This window comes from Vibrio penaeicida, assembly GCF_002933855.1.
Classification (GTDB): domain Bacteria; phylum Pseudomonadota; class Gammaproteobacteria; order Enterobacterales; family Vibrionaceae; genus Vibrio; species Vibrio penaeicida_A.
Map to the genome: position 1 here is coordinate 116,580 of NZ_BFAQ01000017.1, position 19,278 is coordinate 135,857.

Annotated in this window: 18 protein-coding genes; 6 read left to right on the top strand and 12 right to left on the bottom strand. The window is 45.7% G+C overall.

From position 1 onward, the window contains the following. Window positions 1-128 precede the first annotated feature (128 nt). On the top strand, window positions 129-836 hold the full coding sequence (locus VPNCDNU1_RS10330; protein WP_104400253.1) for an acyltransferase: 708 nt from the start codon (window positions 129-131) through the stop codon (window positions 834-836). After that, on the top strand, window positions 799-2,130 hold the full coding sequence (locus tag VPNCDNU1_RS10335; RefSeq protein ID WP_104400254.1) for an MATE family efflux transporter: 1,332 nt from the start codon (window positions 799-801) through the stop codon (window positions 2,128-2,130). Before VPNCDNU1_RS10330 ends, VPNCDNU1_RS10335 begins: the two co-directional genes overlap by 38 nt. A gap of 185 nt (window positions 2,131-2,315) precedes the next feature. Here the strand turns inward: VPNCDNU1_RS10335 and VPNCDNU1_RS10340 are convergent, their stop codons facing one another. Further along, window positions 2,316-3,167: an AraC family transcriptional regulator gene (locus VPNCDNU1_RS10340; RefSeq protein ID WP_104400255.1), complete on the bottom strand. Its 852-nt coding sequence runs from the start codon at window positions 3,165-3,167 to the stop codon at window positions 2,316-2,318. A 142-nt stretch (window positions 3,168-3,309) separates the two neighbouring features. On the opposite strand from VPNCDNU1_RS10340, the gene grxC reads away from it, so the two are divergent. Together grxC and VPNCDNU1_RS10350 are read left to right on the top strand one after the other, a co-directional pair. Then, window positions 3,310-3,588 carry a glutaredoxin 3 gene (grxC, locus tag VPNCDNU1_RS10345; RefSeq protein WP_104400256.1) on the top strand — a complete coding sequence of 93 codons (279 nt, stop codon included), beginning with the start codon at window positions 3,310-3,312 and terminating at the stop codon, window positions 3,586-3,588. 27 nt (window positions 3,589-3,615) lie between these two features. After that, complete coding sequence (locus VPNCDNU1_RS10350; RefSeq protein ID WP_104400257.1) at window positions 3,616-4,101, top strand: YkgB family protein; 486 nt, start codon at window positions 3,616-3,618, stop codon at window positions 4,099-4,101. A gap of 302 nt (window positions 4,102-4,403) precedes the next feature. On the opposite strand, the gene VPNCDNU1_RS10355 is transcribed toward VPNCDNU1_RS10350, so the two are convergent. From VPNCDNU1_RS10355 to VPNCDNU1_RS10395, 9 genes are all read right to left on the bottom strand, one after another. Then, complete coding sequence (locus VPNCDNU1_RS10355; protein ID WP_104400258.1) at window positions 4,404-5,615, bottom strand: M20/M25/M40 family metallo-hydrolase; 1,212 nt, start codon at window positions 5,613-5,615, stop codon at window positions 4,404-4,406. Between the two features lie 215 nt (window positions 5,616-5,830). Beyond that, a complete protein-coding gene (locus VPNCDNU1_RS10360) occupies window positions 5,831-6,427 on the bottom strand; it encodes a CDP-archaeol synthase (protein ID WP_104400259.1) in 597 nt (198 codons plus the stop codon). Further along, a complete protein-coding gene (locus VPNCDNU1_RS10365; protein WP_167404765.1) occupies window positions 6,424-8,814 on the bottom strand; it encodes a phosphotransferase in 2,391 nt (796 codons plus the stop codon). The genes VPNCDNU1_RS10360 and VPNCDNU1_RS10365 overlap by 4 nt, the downstream gene beginning before the upstream one ends. Before the next feature lie 4 nt (window positions 8,815-8,818). Further along, window positions 8,819-10,057 carry a DegT/DnrJ/EryC1/StrS family aminotransferase gene (locus tag VPNCDNU1_RS10370; RefSeq protein ID WP_104400261.1) on the bottom strand — a complete coding sequence of 413 codons (1,239 nt, stop codon included), beginning with the start codon at window positions 10,055-10,057 and terminating at the stop codon, window positions 8,819-8,821. Between the two features lie 13 nt (window positions 10,058-10,070). After that, on the bottom strand, window positions 10,071-10,931 hold the full coding sequence (locus tag VPNCDNU1_RS10375; protein WP_104400262.1) for a sulfotransferase: 861 nt from the start codon (window positions 10,929-10,931) through the stop codon (window positions 10,071-10,073). Next, entirely contained in the window at window positions 10,928-11,389 is a 462-nt protein-coding gene (locus tag VPNCDNU1_RS10380) for an SRPBCC domain-containing protein (protein WP_104400263.1), read from the bottom strand. The genes VPNCDNU1_RS10375 and VPNCDNU1_RS10380 overlap by 4 nt, the downstream gene beginning before the upstream one ends. 13 nt (window positions 11,390-11,402) lie before the next feature. Next, on the bottom strand, window positions 11,403-12,686 hold the full coding sequence (locus VPNCDNU1_RS10385) for an FAD-binding oxidoreductase (protein WP_167404766.1): 1,284 nt from the start codon (window positions 12,684-12,686) through the stop codon (window positions 11,403-11,405). Then, a complete protein-coding gene (locus VPNCDNU1_RS10390) occupies window positions 12,683-13,297 on the bottom strand; it encodes a CDP-alcohol phosphatidyltransferase family protein (protein ID WP_104400265.1) in 615 nt (204 codons plus the stop codon). Before VPNCDNU1_RS10390 ends, VPNCDNU1_RS10385 begins: the two co-directional genes overlap by 4 nt. Window positions 13,298-13,330: 33 nt before the next feature. Continuing rightward, the gene (locus VPNCDNU1_RS10395) at window positions 13,331-14,458 is read right to left on the bottom strand and encodes an inositol-3-phosphate synthase (RefSeq protein ID WP_104400266.1); all 1,128 of its coding nucleotides are present in this window, start codon (window positions 14,456-14,458) and stop codon (window positions 13,331-13,333) included. A gap of 371 nt (window positions 14,459-14,829) precedes the next feature. On the opposite strand from VPNCDNU1_RS10395, the gene VPNCDNU1_RS10400 reads away from it, so the two are divergent. Together VPNCDNU1_RS10400 and VPNCDNU1_RS10405 are read left to right on the top strand one after the other, a co-directional pair. Further along, entirely contained in the window at window positions 14,830-15,963 is a 1,134-nt protein-coding gene (locus tag VPNCDNU1_RS10400; protein WP_167404767.1) for a lipopolysaccharide biosynthesis protein, read from the top strand. After that, window positions 15,960-16,439: a phosphatidylglycerophosphatase A family protein gene (locus VPNCDNU1_RS10405; RefSeq protein ID WP_104400268.1), complete on the top strand. Its 480-nt coding sequence runs from the start codon at window positions 15,960-15,962 to the stop codon at window positions 16,437-16,439. The genes VPNCDNU1_RS10400 and VPNCDNU1_RS10405 overlap by 4 nt, the downstream gene beginning before the upstream one ends. A 57-nt stretch (window positions 16,440-16,496) precedes the next feature. On the opposite strand, the gene VPNCDNU1_RS10410 is transcribed toward VPNCDNU1_RS10405, so the two are convergent. Then, window positions 16,497-18,407: a M4 family metallopeptidase gene (locus VPNCDNU1_RS10410; protein ID WP_104400269.1), complete on the bottom strand. Its 1,911-nt coding sequence runs from the start codon at window positions 18,405-18,407 to the stop codon at window positions 16,497-16,499. A gap of 340 nt (window positions 18,408-18,747) precedes the next feature. After that, window positions 18,748-19,179 (bottom strand): hypothetical protein, encoded by a 432-nt coding sequence (locus VPNCDNU1_RS10415; RefSeq protein ID WP_104400270.1) that lies wholly within the window; start codon window positions 19,177-19,179, stop codon window positions 18,748-18,750. Window positions 19,180-19,278 lie beyond the last annotated feature (99 nt).

Sequence of the window (19,278 nt, forward strand, 5' to 3'; positions counted from 1 at the left end):
CAAGTTCTAGGTGCTTGCTCACGTGATGAACATACAAGCAGTGGCACCTAATGCAAGATTCTATTTCGACATTCGTTAACGATTTTCCAATCCGCTAGGGTCTGTCGTTGCTATCAAAGAGAAGATACATGACCACCTTTTATGAAAACCTTTACCCTATGGATCAAGATTCCGCGACACCACAGGTTCTACCCCAGTATCAGCCGCACTTCACCATAGGAAAAACGAGCTCACTAATCGGTCAACCACACGTAGGGTTCACCTTTGTTCGCGATGAAAGTTATGGCGCATTGCCTCAAGAAACTGGGTTGATCAACAGTGATGATTTTATTGGTCGTATCTCGATTGGCGAGCACAACCTTATCTACTCGCAAAATGATATTGCCTTTGAAAATACCCCTGTCCGCTTAACACTGGTCAAAGCCAACCACCGTCCGGCCGGAAAAATCGAGATTGGCAACCATGTGATCATGCAGGGAACCAATATCGTCAGTTACGAAAAAGTGACAATTGAGGACCATGTCAGCTTTGGTCCGCGCGTCACCATAATGGATTGCAGTGGTCACCCAGTGACAGGCAGAGGTGAACCGGATGAAGTAGAACGCACTCGCACAGCCCCGGTAACCATTCGCTCTGGCGCTTGGATTGGCGTGGGTGCCACCATTTTGAAGGGCGTGACCATTGGCCGCAATGCTGTCATTGGTGCCAACAGTGTGGTGTACAAAGACATTCCGGATAACGCCATTGCCATCGGCAACCCAGCAGTAGTCGTGAAATACCTTGAACAAGGAAGCAACAATGAAGACGCAAAAGCATTGGCTGCTTGCACTGCTTAGCCTTGCACTGCCTATCGCATTTCAAACCGCGCTTTTTTCCAGTAAAAGCATGATTGATACCATCATGCTCGGCAATCTCAACCCGCTGGATATGGCAGCAATGGGACTGGCAACCAAAGCACACATGGTGTTGAGCTTTTGCATTATTGGTGTCGCGATTGGCGGTGGGCAAGTTGCGGCGCAATGTTACGGCGACAAGGTCAACGACAAGTTTGTTCGCGTTTGCTTAATTATGCTCGTGTTAGCCGTGATCATTGCACTTGGTTGTGCTGGATTCGTTTTAGTGGGCAGTGTGGTCTTTGGTACCAGTGACGGCACCATCATTGAGCAAGGTAGCCTGTATCTACAAATCATTGCGCCGACCTTTGTGTTATTCGCCATTACACTCTCATTGGCAACGGTGCTGCGCACTATGTTTAAACCGATGACTGCGACAGTGGTCAGCTTGGTTGGTGTAGCACTTAACATTGCCCTCAACATCAGCTTCATTCCTAAATGGGGCATTGCTGGTGTCGCAATTGGTTCTTTGATCGCAGCGTGTGTAGAAACCTTACTCCTGATTGGATTTGTAATGTTCAAGCGCTGGTTCTCGCTCACACAAATCAAGCAAGTTTGGGCGTCCACACACCTAAGCGACGCGGTCGTGGTTATTCAGCTTTCTGCTGTTGCTGCTCTTAACAGTGTTATCTGGTCGCTGGGTTTGTATGTTTTCCATTCACTGATCGGGAAACAAAGTAATGACTTGCTCATCACTTTAGGCGCGTTAGCACCGATAGAATCCATTGCAGCGGCTCTCCTGATCGGCTTTGCGAGTGCTGCTTCCGTTGTTATTGGCAATCACTCTGGGCAAAAAGCGACCGATGAGATTCAATACTTACTGCCGCGTTATCTGGGGCTGAGTTTAATCTCTGGTTTGATGCTCTCTTTACTGCTTTACGCGTGTCAGCCATTGGTGCTTGATTTTATCGCGAGTGACAATTCAACGTTGCACGATACCGCTCAGTTTGCTTATCAAATATTGATGGCAGCAATGGCACTAAAAGGCTTGTCGCTCATGTTTATGATCGGCATTTTACGTGCAGGTGGAGATGCGAAATACTGCCTAGGCGTGGATGTATTCTGCCAGTGGATCGTTTTACTGCCTCTTACCTATTACTTCATCACGACGGGTATTGAACCAAAGCAAATCCTTTTGTTGATGATCGTTGAAGAGGTCATAAAAATTGGCTTGTGTATTCAGCGTTTGATGTCAGGTCGCTGGGTTAAAGTGCATGCTGACAAAGTGCGAGCGTAACGATACTCAGTAGATACCCCAAGTGCATGCACGGGTTAAACCTGTTTATTCTGTATCCACAGAATAAACAGGGTCCATCGGATTTTCACATACTAATAGGACCATTCAATTGACCTGCCGATTAACATTTTAACTGAATCAGTATTAGGGTCTTTTTTGTTATCTGTATATCAAGCAATACCGAGTTATTGCTGCGCTCTAAAGCGCTTGGGGGTTGTGCCTATATGCTTTTTAAACGTGAGCGTAAAAGCGCGCTCCGATTCATAGCCAACTTGCTCAGCTACGTCATCAATCGACAACAACGATTCACGCAATAGTTCTTGTGCCCTTCCCATCCTGAGATTAGTTAAGTATTCAAACATCGGTTGTCCAACCAAAGCGGAAAATCGGCTAGCAAACGCTGCGCGCGACATACCAATCTCGCCTGCAACCAACTCCAACGTCCAACTCTTATCAGGATGGTCATGCAACAGTTGCAGAGCGCGAGAAATACGTTTGTCGTTCAGCGCTTCTAAAAACGGGCTTTTTTGCTCTCGCCCAAAGTTAATTCGGATCAGTTCGACCAAGATAATTTCGGTCAGCTTATTGACGATCAGCTCCGAGCCTGGTCCTTGAGATAGGTATTCTGAACTCAACTGGTCAAAAGTGCTTCGCAACCAAGGATATTGCGCTAGGTCTTTATCACGCACTATCGTCACCCGAGGAAAGATCTCCAGTATTGGCGTCGTCACTGTTCGCGTATAGCTAAAAGAACCACAAAGTAACAACGTTGGTTCTTCTAGGTCTGGCTGGCCTCTATCCGGAGATTGACTCGACAATACGTGGTCTTGCCCTGGACCTAAGAAGATCAAATCTCCCGCTTCCAATCGTTCCACTTGATCATCAATAATCGCCCAGCAACCACCGCGTCGAATCAAATGAAAACTGGCGTGCTCTAGGTCATTAAAGGTTTTACTCCACGGCGCTTCCACCTGACTGCAAAAGTAGACGCTGCCGACGACACGAATAGTGCGCAGCATGTCGCTCATCACTTCCATATTTAGCCTCTCCCTTAACTAACCTGAACTCGGGACAAGAGGTTAGCTAGACGATCTGTGTATTAAATCAAGATTATCATGCATAGATAGTATTTTCCGCAACAGCTAAATTAACCCTACAGACAACAAGCGGAGAAACACCATGGCAAAAATCGAAATTTATACCAAACACTACTGCCCTCATTGCAAAGCCGCAAAGCACACTTTAAAGCGTTTAGGTTTAACGTATCGAGAAATTGAAGTCAGTGATAACCCAACGCGACTAAACGAGATGAAAAACCGTAGCCAACGAAGAACTGTTCCACAGATTTTTGTCGGCGACCACCATATTGGCGGAAACGATGATTTAGTCGCCAGCATCAGAAGTGGCGATTTTGAACAGATATTAGAGCGCCAAGGCATCACAAATAACGCCAAATAGCTCAAAGAAATGATAAGGAACAAGACCATGACAACTTTCAATAACACCGTCAATCATCGAGTAGCAGGTACACAGTCACTGACCAACATTTCTGACCAAGCGGTACGTTTTTCTATCATCATCGTCCTGGCATGGATTGGGGCAATGAAGTTTACCAGCTACGAAGCAAATGCAATCCAAGGTCTTGTGGCATCAAGCCCACTGACCAGCTGGTTATACAGTATCTTCAGCTTACAAGGTGCTTCTAACCTCATCGGTTTGGTTGAAGTGGCAACCGCGGTTGCTTTGTTGCTCGCGCCAGTGCATCGCGTGTTTGCACTCGTCGGCGCTGCTAGTGCTACGGTTATCTTTGCCGTTACAACAAGCTTTCTGTTTACCGCGCCAATCGCGGAAGCAAGCTTAGGTGGTTTCCCAGCAATCTCTGTCGTACCGGGTCAATTCCTCTTGAAAGACATTGTATTGCTTGCGGCGGCGCTATCCTTACTGGCAAAAGTTCTACGACAAGAAGATTAATCACGGTCGTTAAACCGATGTAAGCAACCCAACACTAAAGAGAGCTCCTGCTCTAATGCCGTTCACTTAGGTGAGCGGCATTGTTTTTCTAGGAGATCAGCGAGTGTCTCAACTTGGTTTGTACCGATTAATGATGTCGAGAGTTTGGAAACGTGTATAAAAAAATCCGATAAACAAGGTTCATCGGATTTTTTACATACTGGTAGGGTCATTCAATTGACTTGCCGATTAACGTCTTAGCTGACCGGCATTAGCCACTAGGTTGCCCTTTTGGTTTAAGTGTTACTGATTCTAGGTAGAACTTAATCCAAACGGATATGGCTGTTTAGTAGGTCATCACGCGTGATGCCTTTGCCATCGTTTAGGCTGTTGAAGTGACGAAGCAATTCAGTCAAACCATGAATAGAAGCTAATAGGTCACCAGTATGCGCTGATTCAGATGCTGTATGCATGTTACGGATAGGGTAACCTACCGTGATTGCTGCACTATCAACACCCGCCAATACTGCCGCCATGCCGTCGGTACCCATATCACGACCACTGAAGTCTAGCTGGTATGGAATGTCGTTTTCTTTACATACTTTCTCTAGTGATTGCACTAGGAACTCAGATACAACAGAACCACGACCAATGGTAAAGCCATTACCCATTTTCAGCGGGTTCATCTTTCTTGCGCCAATGCCTGGTGCAGCTTCGTAATCGTGGTTTACGTCTGTCGCGATAAGCACGTCTGGTCTTAGTTCACCAACTACAGCAGTTGAACCAAAACGACCAATTTCTTCGTGCGTTGCAATCGTGTAAAGAACGCGAACGTTGTCCAAGCCTTCTTTCGCCAATAGACGTGCGATTTCAGTTACAGAAAAACAACCCAAACCGTTATCTAGGTATGCACCGTAGAACGTGTCTGAAGACACGCCGCGCTTGATGCGGCGATCAAGCAGGATTGGGTCACCTGGGCGTAGGCCTAGTGCTTCAACTTGTGCTTTACGATCTTCACCGTGCGTGTGAAGTTCTAGGTAGATAGATTCTGGCTTGATGCCTTGATCGCCTGAACGTTGACCCGGAGTTGAGAAGTGGATAGCGCCCAAGGCTTCTACCGTACAGCCTTCGATTGTCTTGAACTCGCCTGCTTTTTCAGGGTTCTGACAGAAGACTTTCACTTCGTGACCAATCAGCGTGGTTGGCAAGAAAGAATCAGTGTTGATCCAAACTTTACCATCGCTATCGATTTTACGTACTTGCATACGAATTTTGTCCGCGTGACCAACGATCATTACGCTGACCAAATCATCACGTCCAGGGTGTGAATCGAAGACTAATCCTGCATTGCCTTTGAATTGGTGAATACCCCAGTCTTTCGGCATGAAAGATTCAAATTCAGGCTTGATTACGCCGTAGCTCATCGCTGCTTCAAATCCAATTGGAGATGGAGCGTCTAAGATATCAGCCATAAATTCAAACTGGGAAGCTGGCATAGGTGCTTGCCATGCGTTGGTATTTTTATCGGAACTCATTGAAAACTCGTCGAAATGAAATAAGTGAAAACCGGATTTACTTGGCTTCCTGCCAAGCAGACTCAACTGAGAGTCGATTCGAACAGGTCGAAATTAACTCTTCAAGTTAAGAACTTTCCACTATCTTATCAAGTGTCGTTACGAATAATTACGATTCAACCAACAATATTTTGAATATATTGATTCAATTTGTTTCAAAGATGTAGCAAAAGTCTCTACCAAGGGCTCGACTTTAACCTAAGGGTATATAGAACGATATTCATAAAATAATGCACCAATGTCGCAGTAATGAATATGGCGATCCACACTGGTAATTCCGGGCGGTAGAACAGCATTAAGAACAACAAACAGCCGAGCACAGAATCCGATTGATCGAAAAAGTTAAACAGCACACCTTTTACTCCACGAATATTACCACCGGGAGGCACATTGCATCGTCGTTTAATAAAGCTGTTGGGCAGTTCAAATAAGACATAACCCAGTCCACAGCTTGCTCCTAACAATAGCAGCTCAAGCTGGCTAAATTGCGAGTAGGGAATCAAAGAAAGGGCTTGTAAGCTTTCTGATTGGTTGACCCAAATACCCATCAACCAAAAGGTAAGGGCGGAAAACCCCACCATACCAATGAAACCTTTCCATGTTTTATTGCGACCAAACCATGCCCGACCATCGCGATACGTCTTGCCGCCATCCATAGGAACATGAATGGCTTTAAGCACGGGCAGTTTGACGAAAACCATATTGAAAATACCCGCTGCGATAATGGGCAGTAGTAAGAACAGGATGGCACCAATATCTCCCCAACTGATCATGCAATACCTTCCAGTTTCGCGTGCGAAAGCTGGGCATCAACAACCTCAATGAAGTTCAGCAAGTTTGTTGTGAGGCGAGGAATGAAATCCAATTTAAAGACATTATTGGTGAGAAGATACGCATTGAATCGCGTTGCAAATAGATATAGAGCATTCCCCAATAGCACTTCATGGAACTGCGCTGATTCCCACTGATACCCTGTTAACGCCGACAACTCAGTTCGATAAAATTCGATATAGCTCTGCACATCCGATCCGGTGTCGAGGGTATCAATCACGCTGATCAAAAACTCAATCAAGTCTCGCTGTGGGTTTTGAATGCAAGCCAACTCCCAATCGTACGCCACCAGCTGTGCACCATCTTCAGAATGACGAAGTGCGAGGTTACGGATATTGAAATCGTTGTGGCTCAAACACAGAGGGAAGTCAGACATTGCAGCCAACAGAGGCGAGTTAGAATCGAGCAGGTCAGACACTCGGTTCGTTAACGACTCCGGTACCAAATCAGGGTAGCGTTGATGGTTATATTCCGTGATTCGATTCAACAACGTTTTGGATTCTAGCAACGCCGCTGAATGGAATTTGTCGAGCACACCACTTATCACCAGAGGTTCAAGCGCATCCACATTGTCGAAATAACTGGCATGAATCTTTGCAAGCCCTCTTAATGCGGTTTTGATCTCGTTGTCCTGCCACAACGTTGGCATATGGATGGTATCCAAATGCGTACAATGGCTGAGATCTTCCATTAACAAGGTATACAACTGTGCTTTGTCGTCGGCATGGCTACCAAATACCGTCGGACACAGAGACAAAAGCTCACTGTCACCCAGCGCATTCAGATGGGAAAACAAAGCGATTTCGCGTTTATGTGCGTTATCGAACCCCAACACCTTAGCTTGCGCTTGATATAAGCCAGATAACGTATCGTCTCCAGAGATATGTGCAAGCTGTGCACCCAGCAACTTAATTTCATCACTGTGCGGTTTGATTTTGGCAATGAACGTCTCAAACCCTATTTTATCAGCTGCGGCTTCATCCACTTGTAATCGATGAATCCCATACACCGACTCTGAATTGGATACCAAGGTATTAATTACCCCATTTTGGGTGTCTAGCTCCAATCTTTTGAGATCGGTCAGCCAAGCGTATTCCGGATACAGCACTTGATTAAGGTACTCAGGAGAGAGCGTTTGATCAGGCTTAGGTCGGTTTCGCCCTAAGCGTTCATGCGCTTGCACAAATTCGTTGGATACAATGGCTGCCCCCGTGGACAAATCCAAACATAAACACGTCGCCACAATGATTTCTGCCAAACGCTTTACTTTGTCTTTACCCGCGCACCCCATCAAAGACAGGCATTCATTTTGAGTAGGCAGCCCTGTGCCACCACCGACCGTCCCGATCACCAGTGAAGGCATGTAAACGCTGATCACCAGCGAGTCCCCTTCTTTTCGAGCTTTGAGTGTGCCGAGTGACGATTCATGAACACATGCAATATCTTGCCCTGTCGCGGTAAATATACCGGCCACTACATTAGCAAAGTTCAAGTTTGTGCTAACCATACCGGCGCACGCAGCACCAATTTCGCCTTGGTGCCAGCTCTCAACCAATTGGTCGGAGGTAACACGTAGAATTCGTTTAAGAACGGAATCAGGAATACGGCAGTGCGCGGTTACGCTCACCCCACGGCCACGAGTCAGGCTAAGCGCGTTAACCTTTTTATCGCCTGCCATATTGCCTTCAATCAGATATTGCTTCACACCGATATGAGGCAAAGACTTCAACTGCTCCATCATCCACTCACACGCAATCCAAGTGGTTGCAGACGTCATATTTTGCCCTGCGGCATCAGCCGTTTCGTAGCAAAAACGCAGATGCAAACTGTCGCCAAAAACCTGAGGCTCAATACGCGTTAACTTCGCAACAGAAGAAACGCTTTCTGCCTTCTCAGCGATCGCGGAATGATTCGCTTCGACCCATTTCTGCAACGCAACCGCAGATGCCATGTCATCGCAAATAAAGGCAGGCGCGCGTACCATATTCTGCGCGATAACATGAACATCTATCCCCCCCGCCAGCTCACACGCCTTAGCGCCACGGCAAATGGAACTCACCAAGCAACCTTCCGTTGTTGCTATCGGAACAGGCACATACCCTTTGATGAATTCACCATTGATTTTGACCGGGCCTGCTAACCCTATTGGCACATGTACCGCACCGATGTAGTTTTCAATGTTCCCCGCCAGTGATTGAGGATCGAGGTGGCTTTGATTGACGTGGGAAAGCGACGTTTCAGACACTTGCTCACACCATTCTAATCGGCTTTGAATGGCATCGTCTTTGTATTGTGCGTAACCGGGTGCCGTAGGAATTCTACGTTTCATTTTTTCACTTACGGGCATGATCTGTACTAAATCCTTTTAGTAGACGAATAATGGTATCGAGTTGATGCACTTCCAAGGTGGGCTGACTTGGCAAACGTATTAGATGCTGAGACGCATACTGCGCATTGGGGCAGTCTGCTTTGAATTCACTAAACTGAGCCAGCGCCGAACAATCGAAAAATTCTTGTGGGTTGTTATCCACATTGTGAGCCAATAAATATTCGGAGAGCTGCTGCTTACTTTCACAATACACCCCAAAATAAGAGCCATTTGAGTGACCGTGCTTGTCTTCATTGAGCAACTGAATTTCAGGGTGATGAACCAATTCGGATTTCATCTTCGACACGTTTCTTCGACGCTGACTGACGTTTTCTTCAATTCTCGACAATTGACGGCTGAGCATACTCACCATGAAAGGTTTAAATTCGGCGCGTTTATCTGGCTCGAAAAACCACGCTCCGTCATTTTTAGAAGGCGCAATAAGATTTCGAAGCCAATGTTTACCCCGTCGACTGAGAGCATTACCCCACTTCACCAATGGCAACATGGTCATTTTGTAAATTTTGGGGTGATAGATAGTGGTGAGCAGGACACGAGCAAAGGTATCTGTCATGGAATGGCGAAAACCGGCTCCGTGTGTAGGGGGCTGGTACGCTTTATCGCTACTGTCCGTGAGAGCCAACATTCCACCACCAAAGCAGTTCACTATTTTGGCGACTCCGAAACTGAATAACGCCCCCGAGCCAAACTGCCCCATATGTGTCTCACCAATATAGCTTCCTACCGCATGCGCACAATCTTCAAAAATATCGATGTTGTTTTGGTTCGCGAGCTCGCATATTGTTGGCATATCCGCCGGATTCCCAAACATATGCGTCGTAATAATCAGCTTGCTATTAGGGGTAATTTTCTTCGCGAGGTCGTTTGGATCCATACACAAAGTATCGGATTCTATATCGACAAATACAGGCACCAGACCCGCTTGAACCACCAGCCTAACGACAACGTAATAGTTGTAAGCAGAAATGAGCACTTCACTGCCCAACGGGTAGTCTTTCAAATCGAGAAAATACCACAAAGCATGGCGTCCAGTAGGTGTACCCAACGTAGTTGCCTTTGGCATCAAAGAGGCAGTCACTGCTGAAATATCCTGGCTTCGGTAGATCCACGGGGCAAAGCGAGACGCTATGTAGGGCCAATAGTCGGAATACTTCATGCCCACAGAATGACGGGGAATCATCATGTTCGGTCCCTCATCAATTTCCGAAGTGGTATTCGCGCATGAAATCGAATTCCTGAATGGACGTTTCAATACGATGAACCAACTCTGGCGACCAGTTCACCTTATGGCGGGATTTATTTGGGCTGGAATAAACACTTTCTTTGCACTTTTCAATAATGTGCGGATCTTTTTCCAATGCCAGATAATCGAGTAACGTCGCGACAGTATTATCAAAGCCATCGATCAAGTCTTCATGACGAAGCGTTAATATCCTGTTTTCTGGTAACCGGCTGATGATCGCTTGGTTGTGACGACAAAGCTCTAAATACTTGTCTGTGGTGTAGTCCAAAGAACGCCCCATTCTCAACGACCAGGTAGCAATGTTGTCAAATGGATTGCGAGTGATATGAATAAACTTCACTTGAGGCTTATCTTGCCCAAGTAACGTATCTATCATGTCGGGGTTTTTTCCCAATTTTAGGGTTGTACGCTTACCTTCTTGATCGGCAACGGCAACCAAATTTCTGTGTTTGCCTTGCCAACCTGTGTCGATATCGTAAGCGTAACCCGTGAGCATTCGGCTGTTTTGAGCAAATCGCTCAGAATTGCGTTTAATCAGATATCCGAGTTTTTGCATGTTTGGCTTTTTGCCTACGCACGCTAAGGCATCCAAGCGGTGTGCGACCAACATGTCTGGGTGCGCGTCCAGTATTGAACCATATATGCTGTGACCACTGCGCGGATACCCAATAAATAATGCACACGTTTTCAGTTGCTCAAAATCGGTCGCAATACTCTTCTTCTGCAAAGAAAATTGAGCTTGGTCGACAAAGCGTTGCCACCGAACGCTAAACCACAGCCAAAGGTCATTATCCAGATCTGTTTTTGCCGTCATGCTGCGACCCCTTCAACCTGCTTTGCTTGTTCCTCACATCGACGTTTCAAAGCTTCGTTCATTTCATTGAAACCCAATTCTGTGTGTTTCCAGCGCAACAGTAAGTGGGCGAACAGTAGAAAGCCTTTAAAGTTTTCATTGTGAACAAAGCGAGTGCGGTTTTCGTCGAGTTTTTCTAGACGAAAAATATGATGACCATCCAATAGTTTGGGGTAATGGAACTGACCAAGCCAACTGAACTCAACACCGTCTTCTACCGATACCATCTGTGGAAAGAATGTTCTTGCAACCGACGAGCTTGGATGAGCCGTCACCGTCAGAGTTTCAAGTGGTTTTAGTGCGCCTTTAACCTGAGTTAGAAACGGATTCCACTCAGGGTATTTTTCAAAATCAGTGAGCACATCCCAAACATGCTCAATATTCGAATCTATGATGATTTCCGTTTCCAGAATTTTCATGGCAAATCCTTTTTTACCAAGGTTTTAAATTAAGCCGCTGCGAAAGATCGGAACGAAGCAAATGCGTTGGATCAACACTTTTCACTAGCGCCTGCCAGCGTGCTAAATTCGGCTCTGAGGCAAGATACTGTTCAGCGTTGATGCTCGAATCTTTCGCCAAATAATATCGAGGGTTCATAGGAGAGAGTTCGTGGGCAAAGACAGATAAGAACGCTCTCGATTCTGATGAGTCCTGAAGCTGAAAATTGATAGCCCAGCCAGACGCAGTAAACGAAAGCATTCCGGGAGATTCAAAATCGCCCATTCTCTTGACCACCAAATGCGTGAGTTGGACATTCGCACTGCGCGACATTGCTACCAGCAATTCCAATGAGTGAGCAAAATACTCATCACTAAGATGGTAGTGAAATTCAATCACACCAGAACGCGGCAAAAAACGGTTTGCTTGCTTCACCATTTGGTGAGGACCGCCGTAGTTATACCCAAACACGTGCTTTATCTTTTGCTTGTTATGTGTATTTTTTCGGGCGATATGGTTCGCCAACTTTAATGTAGAGTCGCGAACAATTGGCAGGTGAGGCAACCACGTCCAATCTTTGGGCTGCTTTGGTATATCGCATTGTTCATCGCTGTAATTCGCGCTGAGGTACCACCCGTTTATCGGTTCATCCACAACGTAAAGGCACGCATAATGAAAGTCTGGGTTCTGCTTTAGAAGTGCCAGCATTTCATCAAAGCTAGAGAAAAGCACTTTTTGCTCAACAACGGATGTGAACTCAACGGGTCGAATTTTTAGTTCGACGTTTAGAATCATACCCGTCAGCCCCATTCCCCCTATCGTTGCGGCAAAAAGCTCTGCATTAACATAGGGGCTACAAATGACGACTTCACCACTCGCCAGTTGAAGCTCAATGGCATTCACATGCCGACCAAAGCTTCCTACTCGATGGTGATTCTTGCCGTGAATGTCGCTTGCCGTTGCTCCTCCCACGGTTGCCCATTGCGTTCCACCATAAACGGGGAACTGGTATCCATTCATGAGCAATGTTCGGTGCAACTCTCCCATTTCAAAGTTTGCAGAAACTCGACAACTCAAGGTATCCGCATTAATGGAAATGGAGGGCTTGGCAATATTGGTGACCGTTAAATCGTTCGACAAAAAAGCCGCATCACCAAAGCTGCATCCACCACCTCGCGCAATGTATGGCTTAGGTTCGTTAAGCGCAGGGGCTTGAGATACCTGTGTGCGAGTGGCGCAAGTATGGGTCCAACTTGCAATGGGTTGTAACCCGCTCACTGCAACAACCTCCAAGCTCGATACCAACGTTGAAGCAATGTTAAGTAAATCAGAACGCAACTCACCGCAAAGCCCCAAGCTAAAAGGCTATAACCCGCAAAAAGAAAGTCTGGGAACAGCCCGTAGGTAAGGAGAATGAGTGTGAATAGAATAAAACGCTCCGTACGCTCCATGAGATCTGGCCAAGAAGTATTGCTTACAGACACTTCCATCGCGGCACGCGATTTGGCATAACTCACCAGCAGTGAGCCAACCACATACGCGAAACACAGAGGCCACAATCCACTCACCCATGCGATAGCAAATACGGTGACGGCGTCCACAATACGGTCGCACATGGCATCGAAATACGCGCCAAAACGGCTGCATGTATTGGACGCTCTCGCCACCGCACCATCTAACAAGTCTAAGTACCCAATACCTGCTACGGCATAAGCAAACCAAAGAAAGTTCTCCGTTACCACCAGCATAACGCTGGCGGCAATGGCGAGCAGTAACGCCAAAAGCGTGATGGCATTGGCATTGAATCCACATTTAATTGTCAATTTGGCACTTAAATGAATAGGCGCTTTAAACGTCGCGCTGAAAAACTGCTTATAGCTGGTGATCATAAATCCCTTTCCCAGATGTCTTCTTCAACTTGATTAGCAGGTTGAAAGTTCCGCGACAGGTTCTTCAACATCCTGTTGAACCCTAAAGAAGGCTTCGACTAATTCATGGGCTCGTGCATCGGGGATTTGTACTGGCGGGCTCTTCATAAAGTAAGCACTAACCGACTCAATAGGGCCACCTAATCCACGTTGAACAGCTAATCCAGCACTGCGAATAGCATCCACAACCACACCCGCGCTGTTCGGAGAGTCCTGTACCGACAATCTAAGCTCTAACTCCAGTGGTTGCCCTCCAAAGCCTTCGCCTTCCATGCGAATAAAGCACAGCTTGTTGTCTTCCTGCCATGGCACATAGTCGGAAGGACCGATGTGGATGTCTCTCGCATCCAGCGGTGTATCCAGCTGAGAATTAACGGATTGAGTTTTAGAGATTTTTTTCGATTTCAAACGCTCGTGAGCAAGCATGTTCAAGAAATCTGTGTTTCCACCGGTGTTTAACTGGTAAGTACGTTTCAGTGAGACACCTCGATTGTCAAACAACTTCGTCAGCGCTCGGTGAACAATGGTTGCGCCCACTTGGCTCTTGATATCGTCACCGACGATCGGTACGCCCGCTTGGCGAAAGCGTTCTGCCCACTCAGGGTTAGAAGCAATGAAAACAGGAACACAGTTCACCATGGCAACTTTGGCTTCTAGGCACGCTTCTGCGAAATGCTTTACCGCTTGCTCCGACCCAACGGGGAGGTAGCAAACCAGCACTTGAGCACCGCTTTCCTTCAGTGTATTGACGATATCGACAGGCGCTTGATCAGCGATACGAAAAGCGTGGTCGTCTGGGTACTCTTCCATGTGACTACTGAATCCATCAAGCACGGGTGCCATTTGAACAATCACATCAGACTTAGGAACATCCGGAGCAAATACCTGAGTGCAGTTTGGCTTGGCAAATATGGCTTTGTGGAGTGGTTGGTTAACCTTTCTCTCATCGATATCGAAAGCCGAGACCACCTCAATATCGCTACAACGCCACGGTCCAATCTTATCTTGCATAAGACCATTCGATACGGATTGGTTCTCTGGTTTTCCGTAGTGATGAATACCCTGAATCAGTGAACTGGCGCAGTTACCAACGCCTGCAATCGCAACCTTAATCTTTCCCATCAATCATCCTTAAATATCAATAAATATCCGTATATGCAGAAATCCATTCTGTAAATCTTACTTCCACCTATCCAACCGTCATGAATTTCAAGCGGGTTTTATAAATGAATGATTTATAGATAATTTCATTAGCCAACCAATATGCAACAAAATATTAATATGATGAAAACTTACTGTAAACATGCTGAAATACCATTCAAATAACCAACAATTACTTTATAAAATAGAGGTCAGTATTGACAATTAAAACAAAAGAGACAAAAAGAAAGGTTTTATTGGTCGGAAATATCATCCTATGCAGTGCAGCCATTGAGTTCATTATGCTTTCACTCATTACCAGTCGAGGAACGGCAGATGAAATCGGTAAGTTTTTGTTTGGCTTAACTTTTATACAACTATTTTCAAGCATGCTGACTTTAGGCTTACCTCCGCTCTTGGTGAGATTGAGCCAAACGCTTAACGGTAAAAATTGGACACCAGAAATCGGCAAGCTATTTACAATAGTTGCGGCGGTCACGACCCTTTTTAGTCTTTTTTTCGTACAATACTCATCAGATTTGACCAGTTGGCTGAATCGTGATTATCTGACCAAAGTCATGCTCCTTCTTGTTAGTTGCACTTCACTTACAACATTTTTGTTTCTTTGGTGCGGGCTTTTACAAGGAAAAAATCGTCCTATTTTGGCAAGTTCACTGCAATTTTTTGCTATTCCTATTGTTATGGGCACTTTACTCCTCTCCCAATCTAAAAGTTCACTGGAACACACCAAGCTTTTGGAGCTCTATTTAATGAGTTGTGCTTCCGTTACAGCATTATCATTTACTGTTTGGTTGTTATCCGGCACTTCACCTAACTCGAATAGTAAAACTGAAGATGCAAACCACAAATCGTGGAAAACGTTCGCGCTCAATGCGCTGATGCAGCAATGGCTCATGTGGGGCGGTTTACTACTGGCAAGCCCTTTTATTAGTGACTCGGACTTTGCTCTCCTTTCTCTCGCACAAAAGCTTTCTGTGACCTTGGCAATTCCGCTGTTTTCGATGAATTACGTCATTGCCCCTAAGCTCGCCGCCGCTTATTTAGACCAAGCATCTGGTGAATTAAGGCAACTCGTAGCGTTATCCATTCGAATTTTAAGAGCATGGTTACCTCCCTATTTTTTCGCCATTTGTGTTATTGGAGCTATCGCTCTCTACTACCTTGGGGGACAGTATTCATCAGCGATACCTTATTTTTTTGTCTTTCTTCTTGGTCAATTGTTTAACGTTTGGTCAGGGTCGGTGGGAGTCATTTTGATGATGACGCATAACGAGAAGAGTTTCAGTTGGGTACTGATTTACAGCTGCATACTCAGTGCATTTGTGACCCTCACATTAAGCTGGCAATTTGGTGCTTACGGGGCAGCGCTTGGCTGCACTTTTTCGCTCTTCATTCAAAATGGATTAGCAATGCGGGCGATCAGAAAGAAATTGGGCTATCAACTTTTACAAAGAGACTTTGCATGAATACTTCAGGGAAAATTAATCTTCTTAAACCACATCAATTTTTCGCCCTCGGTTTTGGGCTTGGGCTTGCACCAAAACTACCTGGCACCATTGGTGCGTTAGCCGCTATTCCACTTATTTATGTCGTAGGCCAAACCAGCGTGATGTGGCAACTCGCTCTAGGGCTAGTAATTTGCGTGTATGGCATTCTCTGCTGCGATAAAACCGCAAAAGAGCTTGGAGAAAAAGACCCGCAAATGATCGTATGGGATGAAGTGGCGGGGTTTTACATAGCGATGATCGCCTTTCCGTTTGAATGGGGTTACTTGCTCGCAGCGTTTTTCCTTTTCCGTGCTTTTGACATTTTAAAACCCTATCCGATCAGTTGGGCAGACAAAAAGCTAAAAGGGGGGCTAGGCATTATGTTGGATGACATTTTGGCGGGTATTGCAGCTTGGCTTTGCGTCTACGGGCTCAGCTTACTCGGCGTATTATAAAGAGGGAGCAGAAATGCCCCCTCTCGCTTTTAGTTACTGACTTTTACTTTCTTCTATTTACTGACAAGCCCCTAAGTCTCGCCAAACTCCCCATGTACCTGTTTGAGTGGGGTCTTCACCTTGAGTCCACCATTTGGCTTCGTAGTTTTTACCTGCTTGGGAAACTTTGTCGCCCTTCAGGTAAATGGTGTCTGCATCCCACAGCGGTGTCGTACAATTCCCGTTATCAACAATGGTTATGGACTGGCTCGACGAATTGGTCTGCCCTGTGGTGTCAGTGACCGTTAGGGTAACCGTATAGCTCCCTGCAGCATTGTAAGTATGCGCGGTATTAGGTTGTGTGGACATCGCCCCATCACCGAACGACCACTGGTGACCAGCGACTCCTTTGTCATCAGATGAACGATCCGTGACCGTGACTTGCTTACCCGATACAGAAGCGTCAAAAACCGCTAAAGGAGGACGATCTGTAGGAATATCCTTACATCCTTGCCCTGTCAGTGCGCCAGCATTCACTCCCACTTTGTTAAAGGCATAAACGATGTCATCGACACAGTACCCTAAATCTACTGCCGCTTTCACAACACCCACGGCACCTTGGTCGTAAGTCGATCGCGGTGTCCAATACATCTGGTTAGCTAACACAAATACGTCGAAGGCTTTGCGAATATCCCAACCTTGGGTATTAGCCAACAGATAAAATGAACGGTTATATACGCCAGAGCTATAATGCACATTCAGCCCCTGGCGGTAATCCTTAGCATGATCAATGGATTTACCATCACGTGATGGCGTATCCATGTAGCGCATAGAACCTGAGCCTTTGAATATCTGATCGCCGATTTTCCAGTTAAAGCTCCCGGTATGGTAATAAACTGCGGCAGCAGCAGAAATGTCAGAAAACGCTTCGTTCATCCCACCTGACTGGTTTTTATATTCAAGATTGGAATTTTGCTGAGTGAAACCATGGCTGACTTCGTGGGCGACCACATCCAAGCTGACTAATGGGTAAAAGCGCGTCGCACCATCACCAAAGGTCATCTGGCGACCATCCCAAAATGCGTTTTCGTAACTGTTACCGTAATGAACGCGTAGCCTAAGCTTTTGGGTTAGCGGCGCTGTTTGATACCAGTCCTTATACATTTTGAACACCACTTGCCCAAAGGCATGGGCATCGTTCAGTGGTGAATAGGCGCCATTCACTTCGCGACTGGTGTTTTCATAACAGTTAAAGGAGTGGATTGAGCCGCCCGCTTGCTGCTGCTTCATATCTAGCGTTTCAACATTGGCAGAATCAAGGCTGCAAGTGCCATTTATCTCTTTCACGTCAAACGCAGGGTAATCGGTACCAAAATGATAGCGACCTGTTTTCGCGTTTCCCCCAGGTCCGGTTCCTTGTGCAAAAGCGATCGCATCCCACGTATCTAAAATAGCGCCACTTTTAGCATCTATAAATGCATAAGGACGGGACGGATCTTCTGCATAGACGACATAAGAGACTTGCCACGCCAAATGTGCCGTGTCTTTTTCGTCCAACCATACCACTAAGTTCTTCTCAGGTTGGGACACTTTTATCAGGTCGTGATTCCAATGCTGAGCCAATATGGAAACACTTTCATTTTCTGATATTGATGGGATCACATCGGAAAGGTCTTGTTCGATTCCCGTGATCAAATCGCCTGAAAAGCTCTCTGCCGACCGAAGTGCACTCGCGGTCGAAACTAAGCTTTCACCATAAACAGGGATCCCTTTGTACATTTGCTGTAGCTTGGTTTTTGAGATGTCATTATTGAGTTTTACTGAAGCCGTTGTTTCAAACTGATGTTGCTCGACCAGCTCTGAAATAGACATTAGTTGGCTTCTTTCCGCACCTTCATCCAAGTTGACTCGATTGGCTGCAATAGCCTGGGACGTTAACGCACTTGTGACTGAAAGGGCTAAAAATAGCCCAGTGGTGTTGAGTTTCATTCTACACTCCATTGATTTTTAATGTTAAAGGCACGTTACTGATTAAACTTCCATGCCCAATGCATCTGCCTACTACCCAAAGGCTATTAACACTTAGAAGGAGAATTTTGATTCAACAAATTTGACTGAGAGCTTTTTAGGAAATATGTGTCGATGATGTGAGGAATGTGAAAATGACAAAGTCATCATTGATTATTGATCATGAGGCGCATCCAATTTAGGACAAATTCCAAGCAAAGATATTGACTGAATAGTTACTCAAAAATTTCGATATTTGAAAGGGTTAACAATCCGAAGCTGTTGGAAGCCCCTAATGATAACAACGATTAGGGACATCAAATTAACGATGAGATTCGATGGTATAGACGAGAGAGTTTTGCCGACCTACAGACTCATTTTGTCCAACTCTTTGGGTAAAGATAGCCAAACCGCGTTTGTTTGTTAGGCACTTGAATAGAACAGTATGAGTGGGTTTATTTTCTGGTAAAGATTCATCACCAATATACAAACCAATACCGTTGTCTTTATCTAATACTTTGTATCGATATTTCCCTTTGAAGGGACCTATTTCTCGATTGAGGAACTCAGTAAGGTACTCTTCAGCAGAATACGAAACTTTAGCAATTGCGCCTGCATTAGGGTTTTGTTGGCTATAGATGGGGTCAACCACACTCACAAGTGTCATGCCTGCGAGAGATTCCGGAACCTGGCAATCGGCGAACGCCGCAGAGGATAACAACATAGACGATAACAGTAGCGAAGTTCTGATCATAACGTTTTCCTTTATATTGAATTGGAAAAGTACATTATGGCGATCGTCGCATATTATCAATTTTATAAATCTAATATTAACCCAAAGTCCAACAACTTA